We start from the raw sequence: 15,128 nt of genomic DNA on the forward strand, positions 1-15,128 counted from the left end.
GCGGAAGCTACTGCCTTTTCCGGGAAAAAGCGTAGATTTAGTGAGATTCAATATACTGATCATCAAAGTTTATGAGCAATACTGCGCTTATTACCGGTGCCTCTGATGGCATTGGATTGGAACTCGCTAAAATTCATGCTTCCAAAGGTGATGATCTCGTCCTGGCGGCAAGAACCATATCTAAATTAAATGAACTTAAGTCCGAATTGGAAAGAGGGTTTGGCATCAAGGTTTATACCATCCAAAAAGACCTGTCAGTTCCCAACGCTGCCAGGGAGGTATACGATGAGGTGGCAAAACAAAAAATAACCATCCAATACCTGATCAATAATGCCGGTTTTGGAGATTTTGGGTCCTTCCATGAATCTGACTGGGACAAACAAGCTCAGATGATCAACCTGAACATTTTGTCCCTGACCCACCTGACAAAATTGTACCTTGAGGATATGATCCGGCAGGGTGCCGGAAAGATCATGAACGTAGCTTCCACTGCTGCATTTCAGCCGGGTCCGCTAATGGCTGTCTATTTTGCCACCAAGGCCTATGTGCTCCATTTTTCTGAAGCCATAAATAATGAAGTAAAAGAAAAAGGGATAACGGTGACGGCCCTTTGTCCCGGACCCACGGAGAGCGGCTTTAAAGCCGGTGCCCAAATGGAGGAGAGCAATTTGATGAAAGGCAAAAAACTTCCCTCTTCCAAAGAAGTGGCTGAATTTGGGTACCTTAAAATGATGCAGGGAAAAGCAGTGGCCATCCACGGCATAAAGAATTACATTCAAGCAAATGCGGTGAGATTTGCACCCAGAGCCCTTTCCGTTAAAATTGCCAGGGCTGTGATCAAAAAAGATTAACGGCTTTAAATCGTTTATTTGTTAACCTACTCCTATAGTTCATGTTACCAAATTAGCACAAATTGGAGAGCAATTTATTTGGAAAAAATAGGTCTATTTTTTTCAGCCGTTTCTTTATACTAAACGTATATTGCTACAATTTGACAATCGATTTAACTTTAAGTTGTCAGAGAAACTTTTAAACAGCCATAAAACAAATATGAAAACAAAAGTCCCTTTGAAAAAGGGCACAACAGAAAGGGCCGGAAAAACAATGGGCCCTGTAAAAAATCTGGAATACCACCTGCACCCCGAATGGTGGAAACGGATTTTTAATGCCACCTACCTGAAAACAGATGCAGATGTGGTGGAGGACGAAAACATTACCAGATCGGAGATCAATCTTTTCCATGAACTGCTGGACATCAGAGAGGGCAACAGTCTTCTGGATCTGGCCTGCGGGCAGGGCAGACATCTGCTGGAGCTAAGTCAAAGGGGTAATTACCAGCTGTTTGGTCTGGATCGATCCCGCTACCTGACACAAAGGGCCAAATCCATCGCCCGAAAAAAGGGGGTTGCTATTAATTTCAAAGAAGGAGACGCCCGCAAGCTGCCCTATGCCAACGATTCCTTTGATTTTGTTACCATATTGGGCAATAGTTTTGGCTATTTTGAGACGGCTGAAGATGATGTTAAAATCCTCAGGGAAGTATTCAGGGTACTGAAACCCGGCGGACGCCTGTTGATGGATGTGGCAGACGGGTCTTTTCTCAGAGAAAACTATACGCCCAGAAGTTGGGAGTGGATCGATAAAAAGCATTTTGTCTGCCGGGAGCGCTCTCTGGCCACAGACAATGAAAGGCTGATTTCGAGAGAAGTGGTCACCAATACAGAAAAAGGAGTGATCGTTGATCAATTTTATGCTGAAAGGCTTTACACCAGGGAGATACTGGCCGACCTGACCGGCAAAGTTGGGTTTAAAGATCTTGCGTTCCACGGAAACCTGGAGGTAGCGTCTCTGCGCAACCAGGACCTGGGCATGATGGCCAATCGTTTTATTCTTACTGCCACAGCCAAAAAAGAATGGTCGCCCAAACGCAAGAAAAAAGACATTAAAAACGTGGTGGTGCTCATGGGTGATCCTGGATTAAAAGATGTCATCAAGCCGTATGCGGTGTTCGACACGGACGATTTCGAAACCATAGAGAAGCTGAAGGTAGGCCTGAGTAAGTTGGGCAATTATAAGTTTAGCTACCTGAACAACCACAGCAGCCTTATAGCCGATTTGCAAAAGATAAGGGACAAGACGGACCTGGTCTTTAACCTGTGCGATGAAGGCTTTGGCAATGATGCCAAAAAGGAACTTCATATCCCTGCGCTTCTGGAAATGATGCATTTGCCTTACACCGGGTCCAATCCACAAACCCTGGCCTACTGCTATGACAAGTCACTGATACGGGGAATTGCTACAGAAATCGGCGTGCCGGTGGCCAATGCCTTTGTCATTACAGCAGAGGACAACCTTTTTGAGCTGAATATCCCTTTTCCCGTAATCGCCAAGCCCAATTTCGGAGATTCCAGCTTTGGGATTACCCAAAAGAACGTCGCCAATACCATAGAGGAGCTGGCAGATGCCATTCTGCGGATCAGGGAGCAATTCGGCTATGACAAGCCCATCCTGGTGGAAGAATTTTTGACGGGAGCTGAAGTGTCCGTTGGCATTATTGGTAATCCGGATAACTACACAGTGCTTCCCATCATTGAAGAAGATTATTCCGAATTACCCGAGGGCTTACCGAAAATTTGCGGCTACGAAGCCAAATGGCTCACAGATTCTCCTTACATGCAGACCTTGCGATCCATACGTGCAAGCTTACCGGTGGCCCTGGAGCAGGAATTGATCAACCACAGCCTGAAATTGTTCCAGCGCCTGGATTGCAAGGATTACTGCCGTTTTGACTGGCGGCTCAACAGCCAGGATGAACCCAAAATGCTGGAAGTGAACCCCAATCCCGGTTGGTGTTGGGATGGGCACCTTGCCAAAATGAGTAGCATTGGCGGGATGGATTATACCCAGATGCTGGAAGCCATATTGAATGCTGCCGATACCCGGTACCATCCCATAAATGAACCGCAGCTGTCCTGATGATTAGGGTTGCAGGTGTTTGTGGAGAAAGTTAACTGTCGCCTCATTCACCTTCACCATATTGGAAAATTTCATCCAATGGTGCGTGTCGCCGGGTATGACCAGATATTCGTAGGGTTTTCCCAACTCATCAAACCGCCGGGCCAAATCAGCACTATGGTAGAACCCCACATTACGGTCATCATCCGAATGAATAAACAAAACCGGTGAAGTCCACTGCTCCAGGTCCGGCATAGGGGATGATTCCCAGGCGATCTGCTTCGCTTCTTCATAATCCGGTGCCACTTCAACACCCTCTGGCAGGTCATACCGGTGGTCCATATCGTGCACGCCGCTGATATCTACCCCTACTTTGAATAAATCTGAATCCCTGGCCAATGCCATGGCGGTGAGATAGCCCCCGTAGGACCCCCCATAGATACCAATTCGCTCAGGATCTACCTGTTCCAGGCCCGCCAGGTACTCCCCGGCCGCCTTGATGTCCAGGTACTCGGCAGCACCCTGGTAATAGGTGCCGGATGGGCGGTGAAACTCATAACCATAGCCAATGCCCAGGCGGTAGTTAACCGACAATACCACAAAACCCATTTCGGCCAGTTTTTGGTTGATGGCATAGGTATTGGAATAGTAATCCATATAACTCCAGCCCAGCAGCATCTGCCGCTGTGGTCCTCCGTGCACGAAAACCACTGCGGGTTTGGAGGATCCGTTTGCTGCCGGTTCGAACAGTTGCCCATAGACGGTGGTGCCGTCCGCAGCCATGAATTGCACATGCTTTGGTATGACCAGATCTGCTGCCGGAAAGTCCTCGGGAATCAATTCCTCTCCCAACAACTTCACCGTCTCTTCCCTTAAAATGGCTGGAAGAAGCGGTCGTGTGGGCGTGGCCGAAAAGAAGGCAATATCATCTTCTCTTCCAGTAAAGACCGGATAGGCTTCAATCCCCTCTCCGGATGTTTTCCAGGCAAATTCTCCCGTAGTCAAATCAACCGTTGCCAAATGCCTTCTGTCCAGATCATCCGGCAGCTCTCCCCCATTGGCGGCAAAAACAAGGCTTTGCCCATCAGGGTGCACACTGAGCTGCTCCACCATAAATTCCCCGGGAGTAAGCAATGTGGAGGTATTGGTTTGAAGATTCCGGGAGTACAGGTGGGGCCAGCCGTCTTCATAAGAAAGGTAGATCAATTGTTCCGGGAGTGGCCAGTGTAGGTTAAACCCTCCCTGGGTTGAAGGTATGGATCCCCGGAGGGTTTCAGGCGCTTTCCACTCCATGGTCGCTTCTCCGGAGGCAACATCCGCTATCCAAATTTCCCAGGGTGCATGGCGCTTTTCCAGCAAGGGCAAGGCTGCCCCTGATCCACCCAGGGTACGTACAAAAGCAATGGATTTGCCGTCTGGCGACCAGCGTGGAGACTGATCCTGTTGAAAGGAGGGAGCAAGCCATTTCACCGGTGTTTGGGCATCATGATAAACGCCAATCAGGGAGTGGGTTCCTCTATTGGCCACAAAGGCCAGTTGCCTGCCATCGGGAGAATAACGCAAGTCTCCTAGCCTGCCCCTGTTCTGAATGATGGCATGCGGTGCTTTTTTTGCATCCAGGTCTTTAAACCAGACGGCACCATTTTTTATAAAGGCCAGTTGATGTCCGGCTCCCCAAACCGGATCATCCCCTTCAGTAAGTGATGCTGTCTTTCGGGTAGCCAGGTCTATGGTCCATATGGCTACATGGGTCATGAGGGGCATATTATTCGCATTTACCGGACTGGACGCATTGCCGCCTCCATGGTCACCTCCCCTAACGAAAACCAGGTATTCCCCGTCTTCACTGAATTGCAAACTGCTGATTTCCTGACCGTCATCTTCCATAAAATCAGTAAGTCGCTCGGCCTGGTAATCAGGAGCTTCGGCGAAATATACATTTCGCCTGCCCTGCTCATTCATGGCCCAGGCGATGCGCTCCCGGCTGGCATTGGCCGTGAGGCCGGAGGGAAAAGAGAATTTGGAGACTTCCAAAGTACTGAATTTCTGGGCAAATCCCGGGGAAATAGGGTTCAGTAAAGCTATAAGCAGAACGAATATTGGGGAAAATTTCCGGATCAACATGGTGGGGTTGTGTTTCAATAGTTTTGATGGATAAAGTAAAGTACCTTTTGCAGCTCTTCTTTTTGCACATTGGAGCTGCCGGTATAATTGTTAAAAAAGGTACTGAAGATCAGTGTTTTGCCTGATTTGGTAATCAGGTAGCCACTGAGCGCAGAACTCATGCTTAAGGTACCGGTTTTGGCATAAATATAGGCAGGCTCACCCGGATCGGCAGGATACCAGTTCCGTATGGTACCCGATTCCCCTCCTGCCGGGAAGTAAGCTTTAATCTTTTCCATGGGGATTTCAGCCTTTATCTTTTGGAGTAGTTTTACCACGGACCGGGGAGTAAACATATTTTGCGGTGACAACCCCGATCCGTCTACCCATTGGGGTTCGTCGGGAAGGTCCTGCAGCAGGCTGTCTTTGGCATAATTGATAGCGGCAGCCATGTCAATGGAATCAAAAAGGGCATCCGAAACCATTACCATCAGCTGTTCCGCCAGGAAGTTATCGCTGATCTTCATCATCTGGGCATAGATGGAATCCGCTTTTGCCGTGGGTAGTTTTTGGGGGCTGGCGAGGGGCTGTTTTTCGATCAGGGTAATTTGTCTTCCTACTGCTTCCTGAAGCAGGTTTTTGGCCAGATGGGAGGAGGTAATAAAAGGTTTGTCCGTTTCAAAGGTCAAATCGGGTTCCTCAGGATTCAGGGCATAGAAGTAAATGTTTTTTTCAATATTTCTGTGGATGGCATATTTTTCCGGAACCCTTTCGGTTTGCCGGGAAAGGGGCAAAAAGGTCGTGTTGGGATACGCTTTGGCGAGTGGATCCGACGCTTTCTTGGCATAACGCAGCACATTGCCATAGATCGGAAAACTGGAGCGTTCGGCAGCAAAATAGTAGGGGTACCAGTTCCAGGTCCAGCCTCGTCCATACCGGGAAATCTGATCAAAATTATCCACCATATACAAATCCTCCGGCCGATTCCGTAAAAAGTCAATCACGGTGCTGTCCTTCAGGTCCGGATGCAGCAGGGAAGGGTCGCCGGTTCCCCAGAATAGCAGGGAGTCTCCTTTTTCCATGTAGTTTAGCCCATTGACCCGATCATCTCCCAGCAGCTTGTAGCTGGTATAGAAGGTAAAGATCTTGGTATTGGACGCCGGAATGAAATACTTTTTCTCATTCAGGCTGACCAGGGTTTTTTCCTTTACCGGGTCATAGAGCATAAAGCCCATATGCCCCTTTTCAAAGACATCGGAGTCATAGACGGATTTTTTTACTTTCTGGACGGTACAGGAACAGAAGAGGAGGAGAAATAGCCAGTAGATTTGCTTCATGGTTTAAATTTAACCTTGGTTAAGCAATAAAAAAGGGAATGGGTAAAAAATGTAGTTGTTTTTAATTCTAGCTTGAAATCGAAATGTTTTTATCTTTATGGGTTTGGCATTTCTAAGGCCCAATGAAAAGTCCTTCACGGTCATTTCTAATGGCTTTTTTTAAGCCTTACACGTTTTCAACATCGAAAATATAAAGACGAAGCTGCAAAATTCGAAAAGGGTGGAGAAAAGCTTGATGCCATTATTGGGATTAATCCTGCTTTTATTTTCCGCAATGATAAATTTATAAATGGTGCATGATTTTCTGCTAATGCTTTCCAATTCAGTGCTTTAAATCGTGGAAAATGGTTATTTTTCCTCGAAAAAGTTGTTGAATGTAATTCCTGACTACATGAAGTTAATCGTCTGCCTATTTATCTCCCTTTTCCTGACAGCGCCCGATGCTGTATTTGGGCAGGGAAATGACAGGGAATGGCCAGCCTATGGAGGGGATCCGGGTGGCATGCGACATGCAGCCCTGTCCCAGATTAGCCCTGAAAATGTCAATCGGCTGAAAGTGGCCTGGACCTACCGTACCGGGGAATTGGAATATTACCGGAACAATGATGCGGCAGAAAAAGCCGCTTTTGAAGCCACACCATTAATGGTGGAGGGGGTTTTGTATCTGAGTACCCCCAGTAATAGAGTCATCGCGCTGGATGCTGCAACCGGTGCCGAAAAGTGGACCTTCGATCCCGGAGTGAACCTGCAAGCCGATTATTCAGAAATCACTTCCCGGGGTGTATCCACCTGGCCGGGACCAGATGTGACAAGGAAAGATTTGGAACGGAGAATCTACCTGGCCACCATCGATGGCCGGTTGATTGCCATATCGGCCGCCACCGGCAAACCTATTTCCGAGTTCGGCAAAAATGGCACCGTTGACCTGCGAAAGGGCATTGGCCCTATCAGTGTCACCTCACCTCCGGCAATCATTGGGAACACCCTTATCACCGGATCTTCCATGGGGGATAACCAGCGATTGGATTATGAAAGGGGAGTAGTAAGGGCCTTTGATGTGTTGACAGGAGAGCTGAAATGGAGCTGGGACCCTATACCCCGTAAGACGGGAGATCCGGCAAAGGCTACCTGGAAAGGTAAAAAAGCGGCACAGACCGGGGCTGCCAATGCCTGGTCCATTCTTTCGGTTGATCCTGATAGGGATCTGGTGTTTATCCCCACCACCAGTCCCAGTCCGGATTATTACGGGGGAGAACGCATTGGTAAGAACGAATATGCCAATTCAATCGTAGCTCTCCGTGCCAGTACCGGTGAGTTGGTTTGGCATTTCCAGACTGTTCACCACGATCTCTGGGATTACGACAACGCTGCCCAACCGGCTTTACTATCGGTGGAGCAGGATGGTGTTGAGGTTCCGGCAGTGGCGGTCGGTACCAAGATGGGACATATTTTCCTCTTGCATAGGGAGACCGGAAAATCCTTGTTTCCTGTAGAGGAACGGCCCGTTCCCGCAAGCAAGGTTCCCGGAGAACAAGCGTATCCTACCCAGCCCTTTCCGGTGCTGCCCCTTCCGGTAGGCCCGCAGGGCATTGGTATAGCGGATGCATGGGGCGTAACGGAAGCAGAGCGGAAACGTGCGGAAGAGCGAATTGCATCCCTATATAGTGAAGGTCCGTTTAGCCCACCCAGCCTTCAAGGCACGATGGTGGCCCCTTCCAATGCCGGTGGTGTACATTGGGGAGGGGTTTCCTACGATCCTCAACGACACCTATTGATCACCAACATCAACCGCCTGGCAGCCGTTATCCGGCTGATCCCCCGGGAAAAACTGAAGGAAGAAGAAAATAAAAACGAAGCCCTCTTGCGGGCAGAAACGGGACTTCAGGAGGGCACCCCCTATGTGCTGAAACGAGATTACCTGTTTACAAGAAATGAGCAAGGATTGAAAATGCAGACAAAGCCGCCCTGGGGAACCTTGCTGGCGATAGACATGAATTCGGGTAAACTCAAATGGGAAGTGCCGCTGGGTTTTATGTACGACCCCGAAACCTATCCCGATGCCGTCAATTGGGGCTCCATTAATTTTGGAGGGGCCCTGACCACGGCTAGCGGGCTTACCTTTGTGGCCGCCTCACTGGATGGTTTTTTCAGGGCCTTTGATACAGAGACGGGAGAACTGCTCTGGCAACATCAGCTTCCTGCAGGTGGCCAAGCCACGCCCATGTCTTACCAAATGGCTGGAAAACAATATGTGGTAATCTCAGCCGGAGGGCATGGCAAGCTTGGTAGTCGTTTGGGCGATTACGTAGTGGCATACGCTTTGGAGTAGGCGGTTTAGCGTGTAGGGTTAATCACACTTACTAGTAAGAATAATATGGTCTTTGTTTACGGCAATCGTTTGGCCATTACAAATGGCCCGTTGGCAAGCATTTTCTGTTTGCAGGCTCGGAAATACAAGGGAGAAGTTACAAACTTCGCCCAGCCTACTCATCTTTTAGCCTATGCTTCTCCCAGCTTACGTGTCCACTGGCCATTCATTTCCGTCAGCGAACCCTTTGCCAGGCGTACACAGATGAAAAAACATAAAAGTCTCCCCCAAAATTGCAGGAGACTTGAATAAGATATAAGAAGCAGGTTTATGGCTTACTCATCCCACCAGATCCTGTCCAGCAGGCTTACCTCTGGCACATTCTGACCGTTTCTGCTCACTTCATTGTCCGGATAAGGCAATCTGCGAATAAACTGATTGTTTAAGTCCGTATTGAGGTTGGCCGGCAAGGTCATGTCCTTGTAGCCATAATCGAACCTGCGGGCATCGTTCCAGGTTTCAGGATGCAGGAATAGGGCCACCCATTTTTCTTTCATGATATCATCCAGAGTCAGGGAGCCTGCTCCCATGCTTACACCTGGGTCGGATAAATAAGCTTCCTTTTCACCCTCAGGTACTTCCAGCATGTCCATATGGGCTTCAATACCTGCCAAATAGGCCGCATAGGCCCGGTTGGGATCGCTGTTCAGCGCCGCTTCCGCCTCAATAAACTTTTGCTCTGCAAAGGTGGCGATCAAAAGAGGGGAAAGCTCTGAGGTGTAATACTGACCGGGTATCAAAGTAGAACGGGCTCCTTGTTCCGGGGCATTTCCCCGGCCCGCACCATTGGGCACACCGATAAATTCGCCATCATCTGTGGTTCCAATCATCAGTGGCAGTCTGGGATCGACAGCAGGGTAGGAAGTACCATCCAAAGCCTCAATAAATTGGGTGGAGATCCATCCTCCCAGAAGCAGGTTTTCATTGTTGATGGCGACTTGTGCCCAGGGATTAAAGCGCTGCTCGAAAAATTCTACATAGGCATCGTCTTCATTACCTTCAAAACCGTTGTCTATGGCAGAAAGCAATTCATTGGCACTGGCGTCTGGCGTATGCAACATGAATCTGGCTTTGAGCATATTACCGAATTTTATCCAGCTGTCTACATCTCCCTGAAAGATAAAATCATCATCGCCGATGGAAATGGCTGTAGTTCCGGCCAGGTTTTGAATACCCTGGTCGAGCAGGCTTAAAACTTCCGCATAGAGTTGTTCGTCGTCATCATAAGCAGGTGTAACGGCACTGAAGTCAAAACCCTCAGAATAGGGCACATCCCCAAATATATCCACCGTCATTCCCAGGTTCAGGGCCATCAAAATCTGACCGGCACCCAGGTAATGGCCGGCGTCCGATTCCTCTGCTTTACTGATCAAATCGGTCAGATCGGTCATGACATTGTACAGGTTAAACCAGGTGCCGCTGTAGTTAAGTGGCTCCATGACATCTGAGGCACTGGCAGGATTGGGGGAGGCCAGGTACTGTACATAGTTTGAGGTGATGCTTCCGATACGTTGTACATTCAATGCCGTTTCATAAGTGGCATTGGTCATTAATCCCGTAATTGGCGCATCCTGGGGATTATTGGGATTTTCGTTCACATCGAGGAAATCCTCACAGGAAGAAGCACCCAGTAGCAGTAAAAGACCAAATATTCGGTTATATATCGATTTCATAATGGCTGAAAATTAAAGTCCAAGATTCAAATTAAAGAATACGCTCTGTACTCCTGGAAAGCCAAGGCCGGTAAAGCCTATCGCATTGCCTCCGGCTCCGGCAGAAAAAGATTCCGGATCAAAGCCGTCCCAGGGAGTATACAGAATGATGTTATTGGCGGCTACAGATACCCTGGCGGATCGGAATGGCGTACTTCCTAAAATAGCAGGGTTTAGATTATAAGCCAAAGTCAGGTTTCTCAACTTGATGAAGCTGGCATCTGATACAAAGTTCTCGCTGGTGGTCCTGTAATGGTTTCTCCAGTAGCCGGCACCATAATCCACCCCGTCAGGTCCAACGCCCTGCCCGAGCCATACTTCCTGGGTATTGGGCGAGCCGTCGGCCAATACGCCTTCAAATACCCTGAAATCTTCCCGGGCTTCGGTGAATTCATTCTTCCCAAAAGCGGAGAGGAAATTGTTAAACTGGTTGTATTGCTCCACTCCTGTACGGAAATCTACCAAAAACGAAAGCTCAAAACCTTTGTAGGTAAAATCATTTCGTATACCTCCGATCCATTTCGGTACGGCATTTCCCAGCACCAATTGGGTGCCGGTTCGCACAGGGAAACCATTGGCACCTATAATAACCGGCAGACTTCGGTCCAGAAACAGGTTGTCCGGATCGGATCCAAACCTTTGGTAAGAACTACCGAAAATATTACCGTATGCTTCTCCTTCAATCAGCTTCATGGTAACGGTGGAACCCACATAGCCAAACTGACTGCCGACCACAATCTCATCAATTCCCTCTCTGATGGATTTGATTTCGTTGTTGTTGATCGACAGGTTGGCACTGATGTTCCAGGAAAAATCTCCTGTTTGTACGGGAGTACCACCCAGTATAAATTCAAATCCACTGTTTTCTATTTCTCCTGCATTGGTAATGTAGGAGGAGTAGCCTGTGGCATCGGAAATCGGAACCGGAATGATCTGGTCCCTGGCGTTAGATTTGTAATAGGTGACATCAAAATTGGCCCTATTGTCCAGGAAGGCTGTCTGCAGGCCAAATTCCAGAGAGGTGGTTTGTTCCGGTCTCAGGTTGGGGTCTCCAAATACGGAATTCCTGGTAAAGCCTACCTGGCCGTTAAGGGGGAAAATGTCAGGGGAGGCATAGGTCGCACCAAGTATATGCGGATCGGTATCCTTACCTACCTGCGCCCAGGAGGCTCTCAACTTACCAAATGTAACCCATGATGGAAGGGTCAGGTTTTCACTGAAGACATAGCCCAGGTTTACAGAAGGATAAAAGAAGGAGTTGTTATCCTTGGGTAGGGTGGAGGAAATGTCATTCCTTCCGGTGATATTCAGAAATAGGTAATTTTTATAATCCACCATCAGGTCACCATAAAAGCCTACCAGCCTTCTTAATCGTTTCCGTTGACTGGCAAAAATCTGGGTGGTATTGTTGAGGTTATAAAACTCAGGGATCACAAAATTTTCTCCTCTGGCAGTAACTTCGTCAAATCGCCTTTCAAAAATATCATTTCCCAACCTCAAGCTGGTATTCCAATCGGAATTGAATTGCTTCTTCAGGGTAATAAAAAAGTTGGACGTAAGGTCTCTGCTGTTGATCCGTGTCTCTTCCAAAAGGCCGGTAGAGCTCAAAGCCACTTCTCCGTCTATTCCCTTTGGTCCCGGGGTGATTTCCGTACGGGTATCGCTGTAGAAATCATTTCCCAGCCGGTAGGAGAATGACAGCCAGTCGGTAGGGTTGTAATTCAGGTTAATATTACCGATGATCCGGTTAACATCATCTTCATAGGTAGCAAAACGGGCGTCGTAGATAGGGTTGGTATTGCTGTAGGTACGCATGGTACCATCCTCGTTGATGTAATCCCTCACATCGGTAGTCTCTGACCAATACATCATCCGCTCCATAAAGCGGTCATGGGGCACGCGGTTTCCTCCAGTATTTGAGAAATTGATGGAGCCGGAGAAGTCAAATTTTTCGTTGGCCTTTACAGAACCCGATAACTTGGCCGTGGTTCGGTCCCAGGTAGAGAAGGGGATAATCCCTTCCTGGGTGAGGCTACCGATAGAGCCATAGAAGGTGGCTTTCTCATTTCCTCCGGAGATACTTACGCTGTTGTCAATCTGCACTCCGGTGTTAAACGCCCTGTTCCAGTTGTCCTGATAGCGGTGATCCGGTACCGTCTGCTGTACTTCAGCAATGGGCGCCCCCCAGGAAGGCCAGAAACTGCTGGGATCGTATTCTCCGCTAAATCCCTGGCCATATTCGTCCTGCAACTTCGGCAGACGATTGAGCGCTTCAAAGCCCACGGATCCATTGTAATTGACCCTGATCTGTCCTTCTTTCCCCTTTTTGGTGGTAATGATAACGGCACCATTCGCCGCACGTACACCGTAGAGCGCTGTGGCCGCAGCTCCTTTTAGTACCGACATGGACTCAATATCATTCGGGTTGACATCAGCCATCCGGTTGGATAGGCCCCTGGGAGTGCCTGAGGATTCAATGGTGGAGTTGTCCACAGGGACACCATCCACCACAAAGAGCGGCTGGTTATCCGCACCAGGATCCAGGGAGTTAATGCCTCTGATGATGATGCGGGCAGATTGGCCCGGAGCACCTCCCGAATTGGTGACCTGTACACCAGCTACCTGGCCTTGCAGTGCATTGACCAGGTTGGGCTGTTTCATTTTGGTGATCGCTTCCGAATCTATGCTCTGGGCTGCATATCCCAGTGATTTTTTCTCCTGGGAAATGCCGAATGCAGTGACGATAAATTCATCCAGATCCCCGGCTTCCGGACTTAAGGCTACATTGAGGGTCTGATTGTTACCAACCTGCCGGGATTGGGAAGCAAAACCTATGAAGGAATACACCAGAACCGCATCGGGCCCCGGAACATCGATGGAGTAATTTCCGTCGATGTCCGACACTGTCCCGGTGCTGGTTCCCTCAATCACGATACTGACCCCGGGGAGAATTTCTCCATCCTCTGTGGAGGTCACTTTTCCACTAACGCTCCTTTGCTGGGCCATTAAGGGCAGCTGAAGCAAAAGCAAGCTGATTAGCACTAAACAAAAGGTAAAATGTTTACTCATGTGAATTTGATTTAATAGTTGGGCAAACTTAATTATGGATTCGTTAATATTAGGCCAGTTTTGATGAAAATTGTGAGAAAAACGCTTAGTCAAGCTGCTTTTTTAATGACTAATCAGCCTTTTTAAACTTTAGTATCTTTTTTTGGTTTAAAATTTTCAGGAATTAATAAATTAAGTTAAACATAAAAAAAACAAATTGATCCAGAAACGGATAAATATTTTTGAATTTTTTCCGGTCTTTCACCAAAGGAAAAAGTAAAAAATCAAATTTTATGTGTAGATTCTGCATTCATGTTGATGCGTGAAAGGACCAATCAGCGATAACATTGAGGCAGTCTTCCGTAAACCATTCAAAAATAACATTAAAAGGCATGATTGATGATGCGGGATTCTCCCGATGTGGGATCGGGAAAAGCATCTGACCGATAAAAGTCCAATTACCTACAGATGAAAGAGAATCAAAAGATCACTTTTACCCAAACCTTATCGGTTATTCCCCTTACTGAACTGGATGCGATCCGCAGCGAGCTGATAGCCGGGGCAAAAAAGGCAAGCGGCAAGGCTTATGCTCCCTACTCCAATTTCCGCGTAGGAGCTGCGGTAATACTGGAGGATGGACAAATCTTCACGGCCAACAACCAGGAAAACATCTGTTTTCCAGTGGGGGTATGCGCAGAGCGGATCCTGCTGGGGTACACCCATGCCAATCAGCCCGATTTGAGACCGGCGATTCTGGCCATCGTGGCCCAAAAGTCCGACAACAGCGGATTTGCCACGGTCAGCCCCTGCGGCCTCTGCAGGCAGAGCATCAGTGAGTATGAAATGAAATTCAAACATCCCATTGAGATACTGATGTACCGGCCAGATGGTACGGTACTTCAGGCCAACGGGATTGATGCCTTACTTCCTTTCAAATTTGAAGACCTCAATCAGTAATGATCCGTCGTACTGTATATTACGAACAACAGCATTCGTACCACCTGAGCCATCAACCATCTGGTCAGGAAAGCTGCCTATGGCTGGTTTTTCATGGTTACGGGCAGTTAGGTAATTTTTTTCTCCGAAAATTTTCGCCGCTTTTTGATCCCAATACCTTGATTGTGGCTCCGGAGGGACTCAACCGCTTTTACCTGCAGGGTTTTTCCGGAAGGGTGGGTGCCAACTGGATGACCAAACATGAGCGGGAAGTTGATATGGCCAATGCCAACAGCTACCTCAATGCCCTGATGAAAAACCTGCACCAGCAACTTCCCCAACTCCAATCCATACATGTTTTGGGCTTTTCTCAGGGAGCCGCTACCATGAGCCGGTGGATCTGTCAGGCTGAACTGGATTTGGATAAGGTCGTTTTCTGGGGAGGTGCTCCGGCCCATGACCTGGATCCGGCATTGCTGCGGAATACGTTGGCCAATAGCCGGGTAATCGCCGCAATGGGGGAAGACGACGCTTTTCTTAAAAGTCAAAATTTCAAGGAGCAGATAAATCAATTTACGGCTGCAGGCCTCACCCATTTACAAATCAAACCTTATCCCGGAGGCCATGAACTGGATCCCGGATTGCTCAAAGAAATATTTTTGATGTAAT

At 48.2% G+C, this 15,128-nt stretch carries 9 protein-coding genes; 5 read left to right on the forward strand and 4 right to left on the reverse strand.

Annotated features, from left to right (window positions below; all coding sequences use genetic code 11):
* The first annotated feature begins 71 nt into the window (after nucleotides 1–71).
* Together BUB19_RS15890 and BUB19_RS15895 are read left to right on the forward strand one after the other, a co-directional pair.
* Nucleotides 72–851 carry an SDR family NAD(P)-dependent oxidoreductase gene (locus BUB19_RS15890; RefSeq protein ID WP_073095560.1) on the forward strand — a complete coding sequence of 260 codons (780 nt, stop codon included), beginning with the start codon at nucleotides 72–74 and terminating at the stop codon, nucleotides 849–851.
* Between the two features lie 199 nt (nucleotides 852–1,050).
* Nucleotides 1,051–2,976 carry a methyltransferase domain-containing protein gene (locus tag BUB19_RS15895; protein ID WP_073095561.1) on the forward strand — a complete coding sequence of 642 codons (1,926 nt, stop codon included), beginning with the start codon at nucleotides 1,051–1,053 and terminating at the stop codon, nucleotides 2,974–2,976.
* Between the two features lie 3 nt (nucleotides 2,977–2,979).
* Here the strand turns inward: BUB19_RS15895 and BUB19_RS15900 are convergent, their stop codons facing one another.
* On the reverse strand, nucleotides 2,980–5,079 hold the full coding sequence (locus BUB19_RS15900) for a S9 family peptidase (protein ID WP_073095563.1): 2,100 nt from the start codon (nucleotides 5,077–5,079) through the stop codon (nucleotides 2,980–2,982).
* A 14-nt stretch (nucleotides 5,080–5,093) separates the two neighbouring features.
* A complete protein-coding gene (locus BUB19_RS15905; protein ID WP_073095566.1) occupies nucleotides 5,094–6,395 on the reverse strand; it encodes a D-alanyl-D-alanine carboxypeptidase in 1,302 nt (433 codons plus the stop codon).
* Between the two features lie 391 nt (nucleotides 6,396–6,786).
* Between BUB19_RS15905 and BUB19_RS15910 the strand changes: the two genes are divergently transcribed.
* On the forward strand, nucleotides 6,787–8,724 hold the full coding sequence (locus BUB19_RS15910) for a pyrroloquinoline quinone-dependent dehydrogenase (RefSeq protein WP_073095738.1): 1,938 nt from the start codon (nucleotides 6,787–6,789) through the stop codon (nucleotides 8,722–8,724).
* A 314-nt stretch (nucleotides 8,725–9,038) separates the two neighbouring features.
* Here BUB19_RS15910 and BUB19_RS15915 read toward each other — a convergent pair whose 3' ends face one another.
* Both BUB19_RS15915 and BUB19_RS15920 read right to left on the reverse strand, forming a co-directional pair.
* Entirely contained in the window at nucleotides 9,039–10,436 is a 1,398-nt protein-coding gene (locus BUB19_RS15915; protein ID WP_073095568.1) for a SusD/RagB family nutrient-binding outer membrane lipoprotein, read from the reverse strand.
* Nucleotides 10,437–10,448: 12 nt separating this feature from the next.
* Nucleotides 10,449–13,544 carry a SusC/RagA family TonB-linked outer membrane protein gene (locus BUB19_RS15920; protein WP_073095570.1) on the reverse strand — a complete coding sequence of 1,032 codons (3,096 nt, stop codon included), beginning with the start codon at nucleotides 13,542–13,544 and terminating at the stop codon, nucleotides 10,449–10,451.
* Nucleotides 13,545–13,991: 447 nt separating this feature from the next.
* On the opposite strand from BUB19_RS15920, the gene BUB19_RS15925 reads away from it, so the two are divergent.
* Nucleotides 13,992–14,480, forward strand: a complete 489-nt coding sequence (locus BUB19_RS15925) for a cytidine deaminase (protein ID WP_073095572.1) — start codon at nucleotides 13,992–13,994, stop codon at nucleotides 14,478–14,480.
* On the forward strand, nucleotides 14,480–15,127 hold the full coding sequence (locus BUB19_RS15930) for an alpha/beta hydrolase (protein ID WP_084097368.1): 648 nt from the start codon (nucleotides 14,480–14,482) through the stop codon (nucleotides 15,125–15,127). The genes BUB19_RS15925 and BUB19_RS15930 overlap by 1 nt, the downstream gene beginning before the upstream one ends.
* The last annotated feature ends 1 nt before the right edge of the window (nucleotide 15,128 follow it).

The sequence above is a fragment of the Cyclobacterium lianum genome, assembly GCF_900143075.1.
In the GTDB taxonomy this organism is placed as follows: domain Bacteria; phylum Bacteroidota; class Bacteroidia; order Cytophagales; family Cyclobacteriaceae; genus Cyclobacterium; species Cyclobacterium lianum.

What these genes read in the sequence shown, in the direction of transcription:
- BUB19_RS15915 (WP_073095568.1), bottom strand. Translation starts at nt 10,436, where the DNA reads ATGAAATCGATATATAACCGAATATTTGGTCTTTTACTGCTACTGGGT.
- BUB19_RS15925 (WP_073095572.1), top strand. Translation starts at nt 13,992, where the DNA reads ATGAAAGAGAATCAAAAGATCACTTTTACCCAAACCTTATCGGTTATT.
- BUB19_RS15895 (WP_073095561.1), top strand. Translation starts at nt 1,051, where the DNA reads ATGAAAACAAAAGTCCCTTTGAAAAAGGGCACAACAGAAAGGGCCGGA.
- BUB19_RS15930 (WP_084097368.1), top strand. Translation starts at nt 14,480, where the DNA reads ATGATCCGTCGTACTGTATATTACGAACAACAGCATTCGTACCACCTG.
- BUB19_RS15900 (WP_073095563.1), bottom strand. Translation starts at nt 5,079, where the DNA reads ATGTTGATCCGGAAATTTTCCCCAATATTCGTTCTGCTTATAGCTTTA.
- BUB19_RS15910 (WP_073095738.1), top strand. Translation starts at nt 6,787, where the DNA reads ATGAAGTTAATCGTCTGCCTATTTATCTCCCTTTTCCTGACAGCGCCC.
- BUB19_RS15905 (WP_073095566.1), bottom strand. Translation starts at nt 6,395, where the DNA reads ATGAAGCAAATCTACTGGCTATTTCTCCTCCTCTTCTGTTCCTGTACC.
- BUB19_RS15920 (WP_073095570.1), bottom strand. Translation starts at nt 13,544, where the DNA reads ATGAGTAAACATTTTACCTTTTGTTTAGTGCTAATCAGCTTGCTTTTG.
- BUB19_RS15890 (WP_073095560.1), top strand. Translation starts at nt 72, where the DNA reads ATGAGCAATACTGCGCTTATTACCGGTGCCTCTGATGGCATTGGATTG.